The following is a 17492-nucleotide window of genomic DNA, read 5'->3' as shown; positions in this document are numbered from 1 at the left end:
CCCGGCCTCGGGGCGGCCGTTCGCGGCGCGGCGCGCCGCAGGTGCTGACGGGAGTCGTCCGGCGGAGACCCCCTCCCCCGCATCCGCGCCCTGCCGACCGGCCCGACGAACACCCGCGGTTCCGTGCGGCACCGCGACTCACCCGGAGGTAGCGATTCGTGACCCGTTACAGCGTCGACCCCGACCGGCGTGAGCTGATCGCCGCCTGGGGAACCGGTGAGGGCAACCTCGCCACCCGCATCGCCGCCCTCCCCGCCGACGTGGCCGTGTCCGCGTCCCTCGGACTCTCCAGCGCCCTGACCCAACTGTCCGACGCGGCCTGGCGTGCGTACACCCACCCCGCCAGCGCCGTCGGTTCTCGGGTTCCCGACACCGGCGGCCGGGTCCGCGACCGGGAACCCGACCCCGTCCGGGAGGTCGCCCGTGCGATCGCCGCACCGGACCCGGCCGGCCGCAGCGCCGTCCTCGCGTCGTCCGGCCGGCTGCTCGAATCGGCCCGTCTGGTCGGCCGGGCCCTCCACGACCTGGCCGATCCCCGCCTCACCGAGGCGGTGCTCGCCGAGACCGCCACCGAGCTGGCCGCCGTCGAGAGCGCCGAACTGGGCGACCTGACCGGCCGCGCCCAGCAGGCCGTCCTGCTCAGCCGCGAGGACGCCTCCCCCGCCCAAGTCGCCGCCGCGGACCACCTCCTGGCGCAGGACCCGTTCGGTCCGGCCGCGCTGTTCTGCGCCGTGGAGCCGACCGCGGCCGCCGTCGCCGCGGCCCACTGGCTCGCCGCCGCGGTCGAGGTCACCGCCGAGGCCACCGGGTTCGACCCCGTGCGGGTGATGCAGGAGGCCGACGCCATCGGGCCCCTTCCCCACGAGACCCGCACGGTCATCCTCGGCCTGATCGAGACCGGTGTCTCCCCGTACGACGCCGTCACCGGCCTGGTCCGGCACGCCATGCAGATCACCGAGGGCCTCCTGCCCATCCCGGTCGCCCTGCGCGACCAGGTCGACGACCCGGAGGACGAGGACGACGACGAGGAGGAGACCGCCGCCGACTACACCGTCGAGGACGACCCGGGCCTCACCGACCTCGCCCTGCGCCTCACCCCGCTGGACCCCCGGCGGCCTGCCCGAAGCCTCCTCGAAGTCCTCGTCGACGGCATCCGGGCCTGCCGGCTCCTGCACGCCGAGTTCACCGGCCTCGACCGCGACTCGGCGGCACCGGGCGCCGACCGGGCCGAGCAGGAACGGAGCCGCGAACACTTCGCCCGACTCGTCCGCGCAGCCGCCGCCCGTCACCGCAGCCGACTGTTATGACGGCATCGCCTTCAACCCCTGGGCCTGACACCACCGACGACGACACCGTCCCCACCCTCACACCCACACACGCCCCGGCCGACGCGGTCCCGGGGGCGCCGCACGCCGGCACGGGCGGGGCTGGCAGGCTGGGCCGGGGCGTCGCCGGGCGCCCGCGGGGAGGGAGTCCTGGTGATGGGTGGATCGGCGGCTCGGCGGGTGCCCCCTCTGGATCCGCAGGTGCGGGCCGCGGTGGACGCCGCCGGTGCGCGGGCGCGGGAGGTGCTCACGCCGGAGGGCCTGGCGGCGTGGCAGGAGCAGGACGCCGCCGCCCGGCCCCGCCCGACGCTCGACCGGCTGCGCGACGGCGGCCGGTTCGAGGTGGAGGAGGTGCGCGTGCCACGGGCCGACGGCAGCGACCTCACGCTCGTCAGCGCGCGGCCCGCCGGGGTCCGCGAGCCGCTGCCGTTGCTGTACTACCTGCACGGCGGCGGGATGGTGACGGGCAACGCGTGGTCCGTCCTGCCCCGGCTGCTGCGCGGGTGGGCGCTGCCGCTGGGGTTGGCGGTCGTGTCCGTCGAGTACCGGCTGGCGCCGCACACCCGGTTCCCCGGGGCCGTCGAGGACTGCTACGCCGGGCTCGTCCGGGCGGTCGGACTCGCCGACCGGCTGGGCGTGGACGCGCGGCGCGTGATCATCGGCGGCAAGAGCGCCGGCGGCGGGCTCGCGGCGGCCCTGGCCCTGCTGGCCCGCGACCGCGGCGGCCCGGCGCCGGTCGGCCAGCTGCTGCTGAGCCCGATGCTCGACGACCGCGGCGACACCTTCTCCAGCCACCAGATGGCCGGCCACGACACCTGGGACCGCACCTCCAACGCCACCGCCTGGCAGGCCGTGCTCGGCGACCGGTACGGCGCCGCCGACCTCCCGCCGTACGCCGCCCCGGCCCGCGCCACCGACCTGTCCGGACTGCCCCCGGCCTATGTCGACGTGGGCTCGGCCGAGACCTTCCGGGACGAGGCCGTCGCCTACGCCGACGCGATCTGGCGGGCGGGCGGCGAGGCCGAACTGCACGTGTGGCCCGGCGCCTGCCACGGCTTCGACACCCTCGCCCCGGACGCCGCCGTCACCCAGGACGCCCACGACGCCCGTACCCGCTGGCTGCGGCGTGTCCTCCAACAGTGAGGAGGCCGCCGGCCCCCGACCCCCTGCTGCCGCGGCCGTCCCGGGACCGCCCCGGATCGTCCGGCCTCCGGGGTGGAGATCGGGGTGGAGATCGGGAAGACTCGCCCGCATGGTTTCGGTACTGCAGAACGTGGCGATCGACTGTGCGGACGCCTATGAACTGGCCTGCTTCTGGAGCAGGGTGACGGGTCGCCCGCTGGACCCGGAGGACCGGCCGGGTGCCCGGGAGACCCAGGTGATGCTGGCCGAGGGCCCGGTGCTGTACTTCAACCAGGTGCCCGAGGGCAAGACGGTCAAGAACCGGATCCACCTGTGTCTGCGCCCCGAGACCTCGCGCGACCTGGAGGTGGACCGGCTGCTGGGCCTCGGTGCCACCCTGGTCGGCGATCATCGCAATCCCGACGGCTCGGGCTGGGCGGTCCTGGCCGATCCCGAGGGCAACGAGTTCTGCGTGCTGCGCAGTGCGTCCGAGCGGGCCGCCGCGGGTTCCTGACGCGGGTTCCTGACGCAGGTTCCTGACGCGGGTTCCTGACGCGGGTTCCTGACGCAGGTTCCTGACGCGGGTTCCTGACGCAGGTTCCTGACGCAGGTTCCTGACGCGGGAAGAGCAACACCGAGCCCGCGCGGCTGGGGCACGGGCTCGGCGGCGTCCGGGGCGGCAGCGGCCGGAACGGTGGCAGCGGCCGGGACGGCGGGGCGGCGTTCAGGTGGTGATGAAGACGTCGAGGGCCTGGGTCACGATGTCGATCGGGTTCGAGAACGACCTGCTGAAGTTGCTGGTGCCCGCGAAGTGCATGCCGACCGGGTTCCGGGCCTCGTCGAAGGTCCAGACGATGGAGCCGGAGTCCCCGGGCTGGGTGAAGACGCCGCCGTTCCCGCTGATCGCGATGGAGCCGGAGAAGAAGGCGGAGTTCCCTCCCGGGTAGCCGACCCAGTGCGAAGCGCCGACCTCCTGCACGAAGCCCGAGGTGAGTTCCGTCGTCCGCCCGCTCTTGCCGACGAGCATGCCGACCGTCGCCGCCGTGGTCGTGGAGCTGATCGCGATCTCGACCGGGCCGCTCGGCCCGGGGGCCAGGACGTTCGGGCTGACGTTGGCGGGGTCCGCCCAGGCCGTCGCACAGTCGACGCTGTTGACGGTCCCGCCGAACGTCACGGGAACGAAGCGCTCCAGGACGGCCACGAGGTCCTGCGGGCAGACCCCTCCGTCGCCGGTGGCGGGCTGGACGACGCAGTCCCCGAGCTGGCCCTGGTTGCTGTTGGCGAGGATGTGGTTGCAGCTGATGAGGAGCGTTCGCTGGTCCCGCGGGGCGGACCGACCGGTGGTCAGGCAGCCCAGCGTGCCGGTGCCGAGGGCGTTGGGGTTGCTGATCACCGATATCCCGCCGGGTGCGGGCCGTGCCTGGAAGGTGAACGCCTGTGCCTCGATCGGCCCGGTGACGACGGGGACGACGACCACCCTGGGTGAGGCCGCGGCCTGGACGCCCATGCGTTCGACGAGCACCGCGGTGACGTCGGCGGCGGTCCTCGGCTGGGCCAGGTAGACGGTCAGCGTCGGCTGCCCGGGCTCCACCGCGCCGTCGCGCGGTCCGAGCTCCGACGGTGTGGCCCGGCCGATGCCGACGCCCTGGATGTTGGTCAGCTCGGTGAAGGCCTCCGCCGACCGGACGCCGCTGCGTTCGTCACCCTGGGTCCTCAGGGCCTCCTCGATCGCGGCTCGCGCCTCCAGGAGCTCGGGCGGGAATTCGGCGGGGTCGAAGCCGATGTTCTCGGGCAGGTTCCCCGGGGCACTCATCTGGACGTCCTCGCCGGACCGTGCGAAGTCTTCCGGCGGGGGCTGGCTGGGCCCTGGCATGGCAAAGCTCCTCGGAGGTGCGCGCCGGGGGCGAGCGGTCCCCGTGCCGGGACGGGACGACGGCAACTCGCACGAACCGGTCGGACTCCCGCCGGCGGAACGCGAGTCGCCGGCGGAACGCGGGTCGGAAGCGGAAGGCGGGTCGGGATCGCCGCCGTCGGGGAACGGCCCGGGGTTCCACCGGGGCCGCGCCGCCTGTTCGGGTCCGTCCGCCGGGACCGGGTCGGGTCCGTCCCGTGGGACGACAGGCGTCCTCGGCGCGGACCGGTGCCGCTCGTGGCGCTACCTTCATGCTCCCACCCCGGCAAGTCGCCCGCCTCCCCGTGGGTGACCTGAAACCCCGGCAGCCCGGCGGTCCGACGTCGGCCCGCCGGGCCGGGAGCGGCGGCACCGGTCACGGGCCGTCAGGGCGGTCGCCCGGGTGGGCCGCCCGGTTCTGCAGCGAACGCCGCCGGGGGTGCGGAGGTCAGCGCACGAGGGGCAGGAAGACCGTGTCGACGATCTCTTCGAGGACGTGATCGGGCGCGGGGGCGAAGGTCGTGAGGATCTCGTGGCGCAGCAGGTCGAAGGGGAGGGCCTTGATGCGTGTGCTGAGGTGTTCTGCTTCCACTTCGCCGCGGGCGACGGCGCGGTCGAAGAGGACGTCGGCGGTTTTCTCACGGGCTGCGGTGAAGAGGTCGCCGGGGCTGGTGCCGGTCGCCTGGTAGTAGCCGGCCAGGTGCACGTTCATGACGGTGACGAGTTGGACGCGGGTGGCGTTGATCGTCCGCATGAGGGTGAGGACGTCCTCGCGCAGGCTGCCGGTGTCGGGGATGTCGACGCGGGACTGTTCGAGGACGTGGGCGATGGCCGCCCGGACGAGTTGGTCGCGGCCCGACCAGCGGCGGTAGAGCACGGGCGGGCTGGTGCCCGCGCGCCGGACGACGGCGTCCATGGTGAATCCGGCGTAGCCGCTGTCCGCGAGTTCGTCCCAGGCCGCGTCGAGGAGTGCCTTCTCCAGTGCCGCGCCGCGGCGTCGCTCAGCCATCCGGGACCCCTTTGGAAAGAGTTGCCTTTCTTATCTCGGCATCCTAGCCTGAGGGTCACAAGATAGAACTCTCTATCTTAAGGACCGTGTCCGTGAGGAGAACCGGATGTCCGTACGAGAGCGAACCCCCGTGTCGACGGCGATGGACCACGACGTGCTCGTGGTGGGTGCCGGGCCGGTCGGCCTGATGCTCGCCACGGAGCTGCGGCTGGCGGGGGTCCGGGTCGTGGTCGTCGAGCGGCGGACGGAGATCGACACCGCGCGCAAGGCGGGCGCGTTCAACACGGCCACCGCCGAGGCCTTCGAACGGCGCGGCCTGCTCGCCGCGATACGGGCCGCGGCGGGGAGGCAGCCGCTGCAGGCCGAGGGGGAACGACCGCCCTTCGTCGGGCACTTCGGCGGGATCCAGGTCCCGTCCGGCCCCGTCGACGAGCAGGCTCCCGGCCTGCGTGGACGCGGCCCGGACTGGTACGTGCAGGTCCCGCAGGCCGAGGTGGAGCGGGTCCTCGGCGAGCGCGCGGCGCAGCTGGGGGTCGAGGTCCGGCGCGGGGTCGAGGTCCGCGGCTTCGACGAGGACGAGGCCGGTGTCACCGTCCACCTGCCCGACGGCGAGGACGTCCGGGTGGCGTGGCTCGTCGGCTGCGACGGCGGCCGCAGTTCGGTCCGCCGCCGCGCGGGCTTCGACTTCCCGGGCACGGACCCGCAGATCACGATCCGACACGCGGTGGGCACCATCCAGGGGGCGGAGCACCTGGGGCTGGGCTGGCAGCACACTCCCACCGGCGTCTACGTCCACGGGCCGGGCCCCGGCCAGGTGCGCACCGTCGAGCCGGACGGTCCGCCTGCGGACCGCGAAACGCCGGTCACCGCGGCCGAGATGGAGGCCAGCCTGCGGCGCGTCAGCGGCGCCGACGTCCGCATCACCGCGCTCACCTTCGGCGCCCGCTCCACGGACCACGCGCGGCAGGCGACGACCTACCGGCGCGGTCGCGTGCTGCTCTGCGGCGACGCCGCCCACGTGCACTCACCGTTCAGCGGCCAGGGCCTGAACCTGGGCATCGGCGACGCCGTCAACCTCGGCTGGAAGCTCGCCGCCACCGTGCAGGGGTGGGCGCCCGAGGGCCTGCTCGACACCTACACCGGCGAACGGCACCCGATCGGCGCCGGGGTGCTCGACTGGACCCGCGCCCAGGTGGCCGTGATGCGCGGCGACGCCCACAGCCGCGCCCTCAGGGACGTGACCGCCGACCTCCTCGGCACGCGGGACGGCGCGACCCACTACGTGCAGCGGATCTCCGGTCTGTCGCAGCGCTACGACCTGGGCAACGGCCATCCGCTGGTCGGCACGGCGGTGCCCGACCTCCGGCTGGACGACGGCGCACGGCTCTCCGACCGCACCCGTACGGGCCGGGCGCTGCTCGTCGACCTCGCCGGGGACGACCGGCTGGCCGCCCTGACCGCCCTCGCCGAGCGGTACGCCGGGCGCCTGGAGCTGGTCCGCGGCCGGGCGGAGGGCGTCGGGGCGGACGGTGTCGAGGTGGACGGCGCCGGGGCGGAGAGTGTCGAGGTGGACGGCCTGCTGGTCCGTCCGGACGGCTTCGTGGCATGGGCATCGGCCGCCGGTGACCCCGTGGGCCGGGGCCCGGAAGCCGCCCTGACACGGTGGCTGGGGAAGGGCACGGGTCCTTCGGACGGGTGAGCGGTCCCGCGGCCCCGGCACCCCCGACCTCCGGGACCACCCCGACCACCGCGCCCCGGCCCGTGTGGGCACGCCGCACCGCTGCCGCCGGGCCGATGCCGGGCAGCGGCGTGAGAATGGGCCGTAGCTGCCGTGTCCGACCAGCTCGGGAGGCGTCCATGAAGGACCTGGAGTTCAAGCAGAAGCGCACCTTGACCCGCGCCGAGGCCGCCGATCAGCTCGACGCGCTGGCGGCGGCGCTCAGGCGCGGCGGCCAGGCCGAGCTGGACCTCGGGCCCGGGAAGCTGTCCCTGCGGATCCCGGACGAGCTGCACACCGAGATCGAGGTCGAGCTGGAGGACGGCGAGATCGAGCTGGAGATCGAGCTGACCTGGCGGGCGGGCCAGCCGGACAGCGCCGGCGACTGACGACCGCGCCCGCCTGCCATGTCGACAGGCGGGCGGACGGGCCCGCAGGCAGCCGGGCGTCACCCCAGGGCCGCCGCCTTGCGCAACAGCACCGACCGCTCGCTCGCGTTGCGGCACAGCCGGGCGGCGAGTTCCAGCTCGGCCCGGGCCTCGACGGTGCGGCCGAGGCGGGTGAGCAGTTCGCCACGGACGGTCGGCAGCAGGTGCGACCCCGACAGGCGGCCGGAGGCGGCCAGCTCGTCGACCGTGGACAGCGCCTCCAGCGGCCCGCCCGCCATCGCGACCGCCACGGCCCGGTTGAGCTCGACGACGGGCGACGGGGCGACCCGGCCGAGCGCCTCGTACAGGAGCACGATGCGTTCCCAGTCGGTGTCCGCCACCGAGGGCGCGGTCGCGTGGCAGGCGGCGATCGCGGCCTGCAGCCCGTACGGGCCGAGGCCCCGCCCGAGTGCCGAGGCCCGGCCGAGCGCGGCGAGGCCGCGGCGGATCGCGGAGCGGTCCCACCGGCGGCGGTCCTGGTCCTCCAGAAGCACCGGCTCGCCGTCGGGCCCGGTGCGGGCCGGGAAGCGCGCGGCGGTGAGCTCGAACAGGGCGAGCTGGCCGTGCACCTCCGGTTCGGCGGGCAGCAGGGCGGTCAGCGTCCGGGACAGCCGTACGGCCTCGTAGGCGAGGTCGGGGCGCAGCAGGTCGTCGCCGCTGGTCGCCGTCGAGCCCTCCGTGAAGATCACGTACAGCACGCTCAGGACGGCGCCGAGCCGCTCGCGCCGGTCCTCGGGCGGCGGCAGCTCGAACGGCACGTGGGCGGCGGCGATCGTCTTCTTGGCCCGGGTGATCCGGGCCTGGACGGTCGCCGTGGGCACCAGGAAGGCGCGGGCGATCTCCTCACTGGACAGGCCGCCCACCACGCGCAGGGTGAGTGCCACCCGGGCCTCGGGGGAGAGCACCGGGTGGCAGGCGGTGAACACGAGCGCGAGGACGTCGTCGTCGACCCGGTCCGGGTCCCACGGCAGGTCGTCCGCCCGCTCGGGCGCGGCGGCCGCGCCCGAGCTGAGCTCGCCGTCGGAGAGCGGACCGGCGAGCGCGGCGTACCGTTCGTCGAGCGCCGACCTGCGGCGGAAGGCGTCGATGGCCCGCCGCCGGGCGGTGGCGAGCAGCCAGCCCACCGGGCTGCTCGGCTCCCCGTCGCGCGACCAGGCGACGAGCGCCTCCGCCAGGGCCTCCTGTGCGACGTCCTCGGCGAGCGCGAAGTCCCCGGTGTAGCGGGCCAGCGCGCCGATGATCCGGGCGGACTCGATCCGCCAGACCGCCTCGACGGCCCGCCGCGCCGCGTCGGCGACGGGCGGGCCGTCGGCGGCCGCGGGCGTCACAGCTGGCCGGTCCGCTCGCGCCACGCCCGCTCCTTGATGATCCACTCGTTGTCCTGCGGGAACTCGTCGATGCCCGGCACCCGGCGGATCTCGCACTTGGAGCCGGGGATCGCCGGCATCCGCTTGGCCCACTCCACCGCCTCCTCCTTGGAGGCGACGTCGAGCAGGTAGAAGCCGCCGAACAGCTCCTTCGTCTCACCGTACGGCCCGTCGGTGACGACCGGGGTCTCCCCGTCGTAGTCGACCACCACGCCCTGGGAGGGGTCGTCCAGGCCCTCGGCGGCGACGAGCACCCCGGCCCGGATCAGCTCGTCGTTGAAGCGGCCCACCGTTTCGAGCATCTGCTCGAAGGGTGTGTCCATCATCTTCGCGACGGACTCGTCCGTGCCGCGCATGATCAGCATGTACTTCGCCATGGTCGGTCTCCTTGTTCGGGGTCGTCTCTCGACCCTCTCAGTCCCAGGTCGAACGGCGCGGCAGCGAAATCGACACGGCGGACGGATTCGGGCCTGATTTTTTTCCGACCCCCTCCAGGGGGGCGGGGCCGGTCAGGCCGGACCCGGTCAGGGCCGGGCGGGTGCCGTCTCCTGGATTCGCCCCTGCAGCTGCTTGGACAGCTCCGCGACGCAGGCCGCGAGCTGCCCGGTCGTCAACTGCGCCGGGTCGCCGCCGCACCCGCCCGCCGGTACGGCCGGCGGCTGACCGGACGGCTGCGGGGCGGTCGGCTGCGGCGCGGACGGCTGCGGGGCGGTCGGCTGCGGGGCGGTCGGCTGTCCGGACGGCTCCGGCGTGCCGGGCGCCGGGGCCGGCACACCGCCGCCCGGCGGGGAGATGCTGCCGTTCAGCGACACCAGGTTGGGCGTCACCGTGGCGTCCCCCGACAGGTCGATGTAGTCCTGGGTCTGCCCGTTGAAGTCCACGAAGCCGCGCCACATGTCCCGGCCGAACGGGACGATCTCCTGCAGCGCGCCGCCCTGCCCGGCGCTGATGGTGATCGAGGTCTGCTGCGCCATGTACGACACCATCCGGCTCGCCAGCACGTCGAGGTTCACCGACGGCGCGTCGTCGCCGCGCACGTACACGTGCAGCTCGTTGAGGCCGCCGCCGGCCCGGTCGGCCTGCACGACCGCGAACGCCACCACCAGCTGCGAGGAGCTCTCCCGGGGCACCAGCGGCGTCACGTAGTACAGGTGGCCGTCCGCCTTGGAGCGCAGCAGGAACTCGCCCGGGTTGACGGCGTTGGTCGCCGCCGAGGTGTGGTCGTAGCCGAAGCCGCGGTCGTCCTTGGCGCCGCGTCCGCCGAGCCACTGCACCTCGTGGATCTGATCCCGGACCACCGAGGCCGGGTACACCGCGCCGGGCAGCTCGCCCGGCGCCACCGCGGCCCGGTACGTCATGCTCGGGCGGCCGTCCGGCGAGCCGCGCAGGACCAGCACCCCGGCCGGCTCCAGGACCGTCCGCTGCCGCCAGCCGATCTGCCGCGCCACCGAGATCACCACCACCGGCTCGGCCGTGCGGGGGTCGGCGCCGTCGCAGTAGCCCCAGATGTCCTGGTCGCTGTAGACCAGGTCCGGGAACCGCTCGGCGAGCAGGTTGCGCAGGCTGACGGCCCCCGTGCCGGCGAAGGCCCGGCCGAAGGCGTGGTCGCCGCGGAACGCGCAGGTGGCGACGGAGTTCGAGCGGCCGTCCCAGACCGCGACGCCCTCCATCGGCTGCTCGCCGGAGCCGTCCAGGACGGCCGTCCACACGCCGCCGCCCTGCGGGGCGTCGGGCAGGTAGTGCAGGCTGTGCCCCATCAGGTGGACCCCTGAGGTCAGGCCGGCGCTGTCGGTGAGCGCCTTGGTCGCCGCGGCGTAGGAGGCGGTGCGCGCCTCGAAGTCGAAGTCCGGCATCGGCGCGGTCTTCACGCAGGCCGGCACGTCCGCGGTGCCCACCAGGTCGCAGCGGCCGCCGTCGCCGGCGCGGGTGTGCTCGGTGACCGGCAGCACCGACCGCGGGGTGCCCGCGCCGCCGGCCGGGACGTCGAGCACGGTCGCCGCTGCGTAGTAGCGGCCCGCGTCCTTGTCGTCGTCCCACAGCCCGGTGCCCACCCGTACCAGCGAGCCGACCACCGCCAGCAGCACCGCGGCCACGGCCAGGCGCACCCGCCACCCGCGGAAGCCGGCCCCGGACTGCTCCGCGACGTACCCGACCACGCCGACCGTGCCGCACAGCCCCACCGCGACCCACACCCAGAACAGCGGCGTCGCGTCCGGCACGCCGCCGTGCGGGAAGAACTCCTGCCGGAGCAGCAGCACATAGCTCTGGTCCTGCTGCCCGAACCCGCCGAACGCGACGTGCTTGACCAGCCACACCAGCACCGCGACCAGCGGCATCCACAGCCACCAGGCGGCCAGCGCCCACAGCCCGCGCCGCAGCGCCCCCCGGCGGACGTCACGCCCCGTCACACGCTCCCCCTGTCCGCGCCCCGCCGCCGCTCCCCCGACCCGACGATCCTCCGATGCTACGCGCCGGGCCGCCTCCGCCGCCGGGGAACAAGGGCACCCGCGCAAAGGTGCCCGGTGTCCGCAGGGCGGTCAAGACGTTTGCTGCCTAGCGCCGTTGCATCGCCCGGTCCTCCGCCGCGCGCCGCTGCCGGTTGGCCCGGTCCTTCGCGGCGTCCTTGCGCGTCTGCGCCGCACCGGGGGGCTCGACGACGAAGTTGCAGTTGCCGCAGACGTAGCCCCCCTCCGGGCCGTAGGTGATCTCCGCCCCGCACTGCGCGCAGTGCATCCCGGACACGCTCACCTCCCGCGTGGTGACCTCCCGCAGTGCGGCGTTCGCCGGCGGCGGGACCACGTACCAGCACGACCCGCAGACGTAACCGCCCTGCGGGCCGTGGCTGACGGGCTGCCGGCACTTGCCACAACGGGGAGTGTTCATACCTACCTCACGATGGACGGGACGACGGGGACGGCTCGCGCGGACGACGGCACCGCACGGCCGATGACGGCGCCGCACTGCCCGCAGGCAAGCTGTCTACCCTGATCCTGCATCAGCGACCCACAGTTCGGACACTGCATGGCGATTCCCTCCGGTCTCCTCGGTGGTGCAGCCATCGTGGCGCGGGTACCCCGGAGATCGGAAGCCCCGTACCCCGAGGACCGGTCGGCTTCCCCTGACGCCCGCTCAACCCGCCCTGCTCCTCCGCCCGGAGACCGGCACGAGGCAGGCGCTCGGCATTGCGCTCGGCGCTACGCTCGGCCGATGGTGACGGTGCTGGTCAACGGTCTGCCCGGAGCGGGCTACGCGTTGAGCGGCCGCCGACACGGCGTGACGAGGGTGCGGTGACCGCCGGCGCTCAGTGCCGTCGCCCGCCCGGGCGACGGCGGGCGGCGGGCGGCGGTTGGTCCGCCGGGGGCTGCGACTGCTCCGGGCGCAGGGCCAGGCCCACCCCGACGGCGGCCGTGGCCAGGCCCAGCGCGGCCAGCGGCCGGGACCACTCACCCACCGTGGCGGGGGCGAACGCGGGTGGCAGCACCAGCAACGAGGCGGTGAGGGCGGCGGCCGCCGAGGCGGGGCGGATGCTCGGGTGCCGGGGGCCGAACGCGTCGAGCAGCAGCAGGTGGGCGGCGAGCAGGACGGTCACGGCGAGCGCCCGGCCCCACGACGGTTCACCGAGCGCGGCGAGCAGGACGGAGGCGGCGGCGAGGAGGGTGGGGCGGGTCGCGGACAGGCGCGCGAGCCAGGCCGGCGGGGCGCCCGACGCGTCCGGGCCGGCCGGTGCGGGAACGGCGGCCCACAGGGCGCCGACGGCGACCGGCAGCAGGCTGACCGGCCCCAGCCGGTCGGTGAGCGTGCCGTCTCCGGTGCCGGCGGCGGCGAGCGCGAGGGCGGTGCCGGTGGCGCGCAGGGCGGCGCGTTCCAGGCGCGGGGCCCAGCCGGTGCGGTGGGCCGGTGCCGCAGCGCCCGTACGAGGGCGGCGGGCCGGTTCGGCGAGCGTGCGCGGCGGAGACCCCGGCTGCGTGGCGCGGGGCGCGCGGGTTGCTCGGGGCGCGCGGGTTGCTCGGGGCGCGTCGGTCGGGCTGGTCGGTCCGGTCATCGGGCGGCTCCCACGATCCGGCGGCGCAGCAGGGGCCCGAGGGCCAGGTCCAGGCTCTCGCCGGGTGTGTGACGGACCACCGGGATGCCCCGGCCGCGCAGGCTGGCGCGCATCGCCTCGCGCTCCGCGCGCCACAGGCGCAGCGCGAGGGCGTCGGTCTCGTCGTCGGGGCGGGCCGCCGGCTCCCCGACCGGGATCTCCACCACGACGAGCGGGTTGCCCCGTTCGCGGACCCGGCCGAGGACGTCGAGGATGCGCTGGTCGGCGAGCGGGGTGAAGGCGTAGACGAGGGCGTGGCCGGGCAGGGCCGCGAGCGGCAGGGTCGGCAGGGGGCCGCGCGGGGGGCGGTCCTGACGGACTTCCAGCACGCTCTCCACGATGCGGTAGAACTGCCGGTCCCCGGTGGAGGCGGTGAGCAGGCGCAGGCGTCCGCCGACCGCGACGAGGCCGATCCGGTCGTGGCGGCGCAGGTAGGCGCGGGTCAGGCCGGTGGCGGCGCGCAGGGTCTCGTCCAGGCTGCGCAGCCCGGTGGCGGCGTCGATGTAGTCGGCGAGCGTGTCGAGCAGGACGACCGCGTCGGCTGCGCGTTCGGCCGCGAACTGGTTGATCTGGACGGCGTCGCGGCGGGTCGTGGACGGCCAGTGGATCCGGCGCTGCCGCTCCCCGGGTACGTGCGGGCGGACGCCGACGACCTCGATGCCGGTGCCCTCGTGCGCGGTGGTGTGCTCGCCGATCCGTTCGGGCAGGCGGACCGGGATCGGGGTGAGGCGGGCGGCGTCGGGGACGGGGAAGACGTCGACGGTGCCGAGGTCGGTGCGGACGGTGCGACGGGTCAGGCCGCGGGCGTCGGGGACGTCGAGGTCGACGACGCCCAGGTGCCGGCGGCCCCAGCTGGCCGCGTGCAGGACGAGGTCGACGCCGGTCGGGGTGACGGTCAGCGCGTCCAGGGTGACGCCGGGGCCGAGCGTCACGACGGGCTCCGGCGGGCCGATCCGGCCGTCGTGCTGCACGGTGACGTGCACGGCGATGGCCTCGCCCTCGAAGCAGCGCTGGAGGCGGACGGTGCTCTCGGCGGACAGCCGGGTGGGGCGGCTGCCGCCGGGAGCCGCCAGGGCGAGCAGGACGGCCGCGAACGCGGCCGGGGCCAGGAGCCAGGCGTGGCCGGTGACCAGGGCGGCGAGGGCCGCGACGGTGGCCACGGTGAGCAGGCGCAGGGTCTGCTCACCGGGCCGCCAGTACGGTGCCGGCGGGGTGTCGGGCAGGCCGGCGGCGGTGGCACGGACGCTGCGGGCGACGGCCAGCGCGCGGACGCGGCGGGCGAGCCGGTCCGTGCCGCCGGTGCCGTCGGTATCGCCGCTGCCGCCGCTGCCGCCGGTGGCCGTCGGCAGGCTTGCGGCCGGGGCCCGTCCGGGGCGGCCCGGGGTCCCGCTGCCGTCCGACGCGGCGTTCACCGTGTCCCCGCCTGGGGCAGCGTCTGCGGTGCGGGGACGGAGGCGACCAGCCGCGCCATCACGTCGTCCGCCTCGATCTGGCGCACCCACAGTTCCGGCTTGAGCGTGATGCGGTGGGCCAGGGCCGGGCCGGCGAGCGCCTTGACGTCCTCGGGGGTCAGGTAGTCCCGCCCTTCCACCATGGCGTGGGCGCGGGCCAGTTGGACCAGCGCCAGGCCGCCGCGGGGCGAGGCGCCCACCTGGATCTGCTGGTCGTTGCGGGTGGCGTCGACGAGGGCCATGACGTACGCGACCAGGTCGTCGTCGACCTCGACCAGTTCCACCGCCGCCCGCATGGCCAGGAGTTCCGCCGGGCCGGCCACGGTCTCCAGGACCGGCTCGGGGGCCGCCCGGTCGATCCTGGCGCGCAGCATCGCCGCCTCGGTGGCGGTGGGGAGGTACCCCATGCGGACGCGCAGCAGGAAGCGGTCGAGCTGGGCCTCGGGCAGGGCGTAGGTGCCCTCGTACTCGATCGGGTTGGCGGTGGCGATGACCAGGAAGGGGTCGGGCAGCCGGCGGGTGGCGCCGTCGACGGAGACCTGGCCCTCGGCCATCGCCTCCAGGAGGGCGGCCTGGGTCTTGGGCGGGGTCCGGTTGATCTCGTCGGCCAGCAGCAGCTGGGTGAACAGCGGGCCGGGCCGGAACACCATCTCGCCGGTGTTGCGGTCGTAGAAGGGGGCGCCGGTGACGTCCGAGGGCAGCAGGTCGGGGGTGAACTGGATCCGGCGGAAGTCCAGGCCGAGGGTGGTGGCGAAGGAGCGGGCCAGCAGGGTCTTCCCGAGCCCGGGCAGGTCCTCGATCAGGACGTGCCCGCCGGCGAGGGCGCCGAGCATGACCAGGCGCAGCGCCTCGGGCTTGCCGACCACGGCCCGTTCGATCTCCGCGATCACCGCGCGGGCGCGCTCGCCGGCCTGTTGCGGGGTGAGCGGCGGAGGAGTCGGGACGGTTCCCTGCGGTGCGGGGCCGGCGGGACTCACCGGACCGGCAGGACTGGCAGGACTGGCAGGACTGGCAGCGGCGGGGCCGGCGGGACGGGCGGAAAGGTCGGGCATGACGCTCCTGCAGAAACGATTCGGTCGGTGGGAGGTGAGGGAGGGGCGGCCGTCACAGCGAGTCGAGCCGGTCGACCAGCTCGCGCAGGACCGCCGCCGGGAAGGCTTCGGCCGGGGCCGGCGCCAACGGGTCGATCCACGGCCACAGCCCGGGTCCGAGGAGTTCGGCGGCCCGGGCGCGATCGGCCGACAGGTCCACGCCGTGCGCCTCCGCGAGCCGTACCGTGTAGAGCCGTTGGAGCCGGAAGCGCAGCGGCGTGGTGTCCCCCTGGGGGTCGAGGCCCTGGCGGACCGTCCAGCGCCAGTCGCCGAGGCCGGGCGCGTACGCCTCCATCTCCTGCGGCCGACGGCGCCGGAAGAAGGTCTCGGTCTCGGTCTCCGCCCCGGCGACCCGGCGGGCGACGAGCAGGCCGACCCCTGTCAGCAGGACCGCACCGGCCCCCGCCCCGGGCCGGCCACCGACCAGGGCGAACAGGATCTCGGCGACGACGGCGGGCAGGGCCAGCTCGATCAGGCTGTGCCGCACCGAGCCCGGCCGGGCCAGTTCGCGGTCCGTCCCGTCCACGGGCCCGTCGCGTCGGGGTGCTGAACTGCTCACCGCTGCTCCCCTGTTGTGTCAGCTCCCGTTGGGTGGGCGCCTGTTGCGTGAGCCGCTGCCGGGTGTGCCTCTGCTGGGTGCGCGACGGCCGGTGTGCCCTCGTCCGCCGCGGCCCCGGCGTCCGCGGGCTGGGCGTCCGCGGGCTGGGCGTCCGCGGGCTGGGCCTCCGCGAGCCGGGCGGCGATGGCGTCCAAGGCCGTACGGGCCCGGTGCACCTGGTGGTCGTCCATCGGGTGGGTCGAAAATCTGGCCTCGCGGAACAGCGCCGTCAACTCCCGTGCCCCGGCGGCGTCGACCCGCTCGTCGGGCAGCGCGCGCACCAGCAGCTCCGTCGGGCTCTCCCAGGCCTGCCGGGGCAGTCCGGAGGCGGCCAGCGAACCCTCCATGGCCGCGTAGCAGGCGATCACCGCCGCCCGGGCGTCCGCTCCCGCCAGGGCCCTGCGGCCCGAGGCGACCGCCTCGACGAGTGCGCCCTCGGGGCTCGCGGGCGCAGCGGGCAGCACCTCGGGCAGCTCCCGGCTACGGCGCCTCGACCTGCGCAGCCGGACCACGGCAAACGCGCCGACGGTGAGGACGGCTGCCGCCGCCAGGGCGATCAGGGCAACGAGCAGCATCCCGAGCCCTTCCCCGGACTCCGGCGAGACCGGCACCGGCGCGGCCGACGGGACGGTCTCGGGGGTGGAGTCGGGCGAGGGCAGCGAGAGGTCGGGCAGCGCGTCCCCTCCGGACCGGCTGTGCAGGACCAGCAGCAGGACCGGCACGGCGACGGCGGCCAGGGGCAGCAGGAGCATGGCCGTCTCCCGCAGGCGGTCGGCCCGGGGTGTCGGCCCGTGGAGGTGGCGGACCTCCTCGCGGAAGCGCACCGCGAACCTGCCCACCAGGACGGCCCAGCCGAGCCCGAGCAGCACCACGTAGCCGAGGCCCGTCACCGGCCCGCTCGTCGCGGTGCCCAGTAATCCGCTCCCGGGCCGCAGGGTCGCGGCAGCCGTCAGCAGCCCGACGACGACCAGCAGTAACCCCGCCCGTCGGCCGTGCCGTCCGCGCGTACGCGTCGGCGATCCACCGCTCATGCGAACCCCCCGGTCCCCGCGCGCACGAACGGCGCGCGAGGTGCAGCGTCGCACACCGGCCGTCACGGTGTCACCTGCCGTCGCAGGCAGCCCACACGTCCCCGGTGTCCCTCGCGTCCCGCGCCCCGCCGGCCCGTGCCCGACCGGGGCGGAAGACGGTCGGAAAACTTCTTCGAACCCACCTGCAACCCCCGCGGTGGCCGCACGTCTGTATCAGTGAGGGGAACGGAACGGGGCTGACGCACAGGGGGGCCACCGTCCGGGAGCCGGCCTCCGTGACCCGTCGGGTCCACGAGGCCGCTCGACCGCTCACTCAGGTACGCACAGGTACACGCACACCCACATCCCATCGCCTTCGGTACCGCCGAACCCTCTGTTCGG

Annotated in this window: 16 protein-coding genes; 5 read left to right on the top strand and 11 right to left on the bottom strand. The window is 75.3% G+C overall.

Going from position 1 to position 17492, the window contains the following annotated elements:
* Positions 1-158 precede the first annotated feature (158 nt).
* The 3 genes from ACIGG8_RS21990 to ACIGG8_RS21980 all read left to right on the top strand — a co-directional run bounded on the left by ACIGG8_RS21990 (position 159) and on the right by ACIGG8_RS21980 (position 2961).
* Positions 159-1307, top strand: a complete 1149-nt coding sequence (locus tag ACIGG8_RS21990) for a hypothetical protein (RefSeq protein WP_396550014.1) — start codon at positions 159-161, stop codon at positions 1305-1307.
* A gap of 198 nt (positions 1308-1505) precedes the next feature.
* Positions 1506-2468, top strand: coding sequence for an alpha/beta hydrolase (locus ACIGG8_RS21985; RefSeq protein ID WP_396550012.1), 963 nt, complete (start codon positions 1506-1508; stop codon positions 2466-2468).
* Between the two features lie 109 nt (positions 2469-2577).
* On the top strand, positions 2578-2961 hold the full coding sequence (locus ACIGG8_RS21980) for a VOC family protein (RefSeq protein WP_396550010.1): 384 nt from the start codon (positions 2578-2580) through the stop codon (positions 2959-2961).
* 210 nt (positions 2962-3171) lie between these two features.
* Here the strand turns inward: ACIGG8_RS21980 and ACIGG8_RS21975 are convergent, their stop codons facing one another.
* Both ACIGG8_RS21975 and ACIGG8_RS21970 read right to left on the bottom strand, forming a co-directional pair.
* Complete coding sequence (locus ACIGG8_RS21975) at positions 3172-4260, bottom strand: hypothetical protein (RefSeq protein ID WP_396550008.1); 1089 nt, start codon at positions 4258-4260, stop codon at positions 3172-3174.
* A 526-nt stretch (positions 4261-4786) separates the two neighbouring features.
* Positions 4787-5347 carry a TetR/AcrR family transcriptional regulator gene (locus ACIGG8_RS21970; RefSeq protein ID WP_350520661.1) on the bottom strand — a complete coding sequence of 187 codons (561 nt, stop codon included), beginning with the start codon at positions 5345-5347 and terminating at the stop codon, positions 4787-4789.
* A gap of 106 nt (positions 5348-5453) precedes the next feature.
* Between ACIGG8_RS21970 and ACIGG8_RS21965 the strand changes: the two genes are divergently transcribed.
* Positions 5454-7046 carry an FAD-dependent monooxygenase gene (locus tag ACIGG8_RS21965; protein ID WP_396550006.1) on the top strand — a complete coding sequence of 531 codons (1593 nt, stop codon included), beginning with the start codon at positions 5454-5456 and terminating at the stop codon, positions 7044-7046.
* Between the two features lie 158 nt (positions 7047-7204).
* Positions 7205-7453 carry an amphi-Trp domain-containing protein gene (locus tag ACIGG8_RS21960; protein ID WP_350520663.1) on the top strand — a complete coding sequence of 83 codons (249 nt, stop codon included), beginning with the start codon at positions 7205-7207 and terminating at the stop codon, positions 7451-7453.
* A 59-nt stretch (positions 7454-7512) separates the two neighbouring features.
* On the opposite strand, the gene ACIGG8_RS21955 is transcribed toward ACIGG8_RS21960, so the two are convergent.
* The 9 genes from ACIGG8_RS21955 to ACIGG8_RS21915 all read right to left on the bottom strand — a co-directional run bounded on the left by ACIGG8_RS21955 (position 7513) and on the right by ACIGG8_RS21915 (position 17111).
* Positions 7513-8844, bottom strand: a complete 1332-nt coding sequence (locus ACIGG8_RS21955) for a sigma-70 family RNA polymerase sigma factor (RefSeq protein ID WP_350520664.1) — start codon at positions 8842-8844, stop codon at positions 7513-7515.
* A complete protein-coding gene (locus ACIGG8_RS21950; protein ID WP_396550004.1) occupies positions 8817-9236 on the bottom strand; it encodes a YciI family protein in 420 nt (139 codons plus the stop codon). The genes ACIGG8_RS21955 and ACIGG8_RS21950 overlap by 28 nt, the downstream gene beginning before the upstream one ends.
* Before the next feature lie 147 nt (positions 9237-9383).
* A complete protein-coding gene (locus ACIGG8_RS21945) occupies positions 9384-11267 on the bottom strand; it encodes a hypothetical protein (protein WP_396550002.1) in 1884 nt (627 codons plus the stop codon).
* Positions 11268-11412: 145 nt separating this feature from the next.
* Positions 11413-11742: a hypothetical protein gene (locus ACIGG8_RS21940; RefSeq protein WP_350520667.1), complete on the bottom strand. Its 330-nt coding sequence runs from the start codon at positions 11740-11742 to the stop codon at positions 11413-11415.
* 418 nt (positions 11743-12160) lie between these two features.
* Complete coding sequence (locus ACIGG8_RS21935) at positions 12161-12901, bottom strand: hypothetical protein (RefSeq protein WP_396550000.1); 741 nt, start codon at positions 12899-12901, stop codon at positions 12161-12163.
* Positions 12898-14352: a DUF58 domain-containing protein gene (locus ACIGG8_RS21930; protein ID WP_396549998.1), complete on the bottom strand. Its 1455-nt coding sequence runs from the start codon at positions 14350-14352 to the stop codon at positions 12898-12900. The genes ACIGG8_RS21935 and ACIGG8_RS21930 overlap by 4 nt, the downstream gene beginning before the upstream one ends.
* Positions 14349-15368 carry an AAA family ATPase gene (locus ACIGG8_RS21925; protein WP_396549996.1) on the bottom strand — a complete coding sequence of 340 codons (1020 nt, stop codon included), beginning with the start codon at positions 15366-15368 and terminating at the stop codon, positions 14349-14351. The genes ACIGG8_RS21930 and ACIGG8_RS21925 overlap by 4 nt, the downstream gene beginning before the upstream one ends.
* A gap of 127 nt (positions 15369-15495) precedes the next feature.
* Positions 15496-16041: a hypothetical protein gene (locus ACIGG8_RS21920; protein ID WP_396549995.1), complete on the bottom strand. Its 546-nt coding sequence runs from the start codon at positions 16039-16041 to the stop codon at positions 15496-15498.
* The gene (locus ACIGG8_RS21915; protein WP_396549993.1) at positions 16038-17111 is read right to left on the bottom strand and encodes a DUF4129 domain-containing protein; all 1074 of its coding nucleotides are present in this window, start codon (positions 17109-17111) and stop codon (positions 16038-16040) included. The genes ACIGG8_RS21920 and ACIGG8_RS21915 overlap by 4 nt, the downstream gene beginning before the upstream one ends.
* Positions 17112-17492: the final 381 nt, after the last annotated feature.

Source organism: Kitasatospora sp. NPDC085464 (assembly GCF_044541955.1).
Taxonomy (GTDB): Bacteria; Actinomycetota; Actinomycetes; order Streptomycetales; family Streptomycetaceae; genus Kitasatospora.
This window is presented reverse-complemented; position numbering and strand designations above follow the sequence as displayed.

Bases quoted from the DNA above. Each gene is read 5' to 3' on its own strand.
- ACIGG8_RS21935 (WP_396550000.1), bottom strand. From the start codon at position 12,901: ATGACCGGACCGACCAGCCCGACCGACGCGCCCCGAGCAACCCGCGCG.
- ACIGG8_RS21915 (WP_396549993.1), bottom strand. From the start codon at position 17,111: ATGAGCGGTGGATCGCCGACGCGTACGCGCGGACGGCACGGCCGACGG.
- ACIGG8_RS21960 (WP_350520663.1), top strand. From the start codon at position 7,205: ATGAAGGACCTGGAGTTCAAGCAGAAGCGCACCTTGACCCGCGCCGAG.
- ACIGG8_RS21950 (WP_396550004.1), bottom strand. From the start codon at position 9,236: ATGGCGAAGTACATGCTGATCATGCGCGGCACGGACGAGTCCGTCGCG.
- ACIGG8_RS21980 (WP_396550010.1), top strand. From the start codon at position 2,578: ATGGTTTCGGTACTGCAGAACGTGGCGATCGACTGTGCGGACGCCTAT.
- ACIGG8_RS21940 (WP_350520667.1), bottom strand. From the start codon at position 11,742: ATGAACACTCCCCGTTGTGGCAAGTGCCGGCAGCCCGTCAGCCACGGC.
- ACIGG8_RS21975 (WP_396550008.1), bottom strand. From the start codon at position 4,260: ATGAGTGCCCCGGGGAACCTGCCCGAGAACATCGGCTTCGACCCCGCC.
- ACIGG8_RS21970 (WP_350520661.1), bottom strand. From the start codon at position 5,347: ATGGCTGAGCGACGCCGCGGCGCGGCACTGGAGAAGGCACTCCTCGAC.
- ACIGG8_RS21965 (WP_396550006.1), top strand. From the start codon at position 5,454: ATGTCCGTACGAGAGCGAACCCCCGTGTCGACGGCGATGGACCACGAC.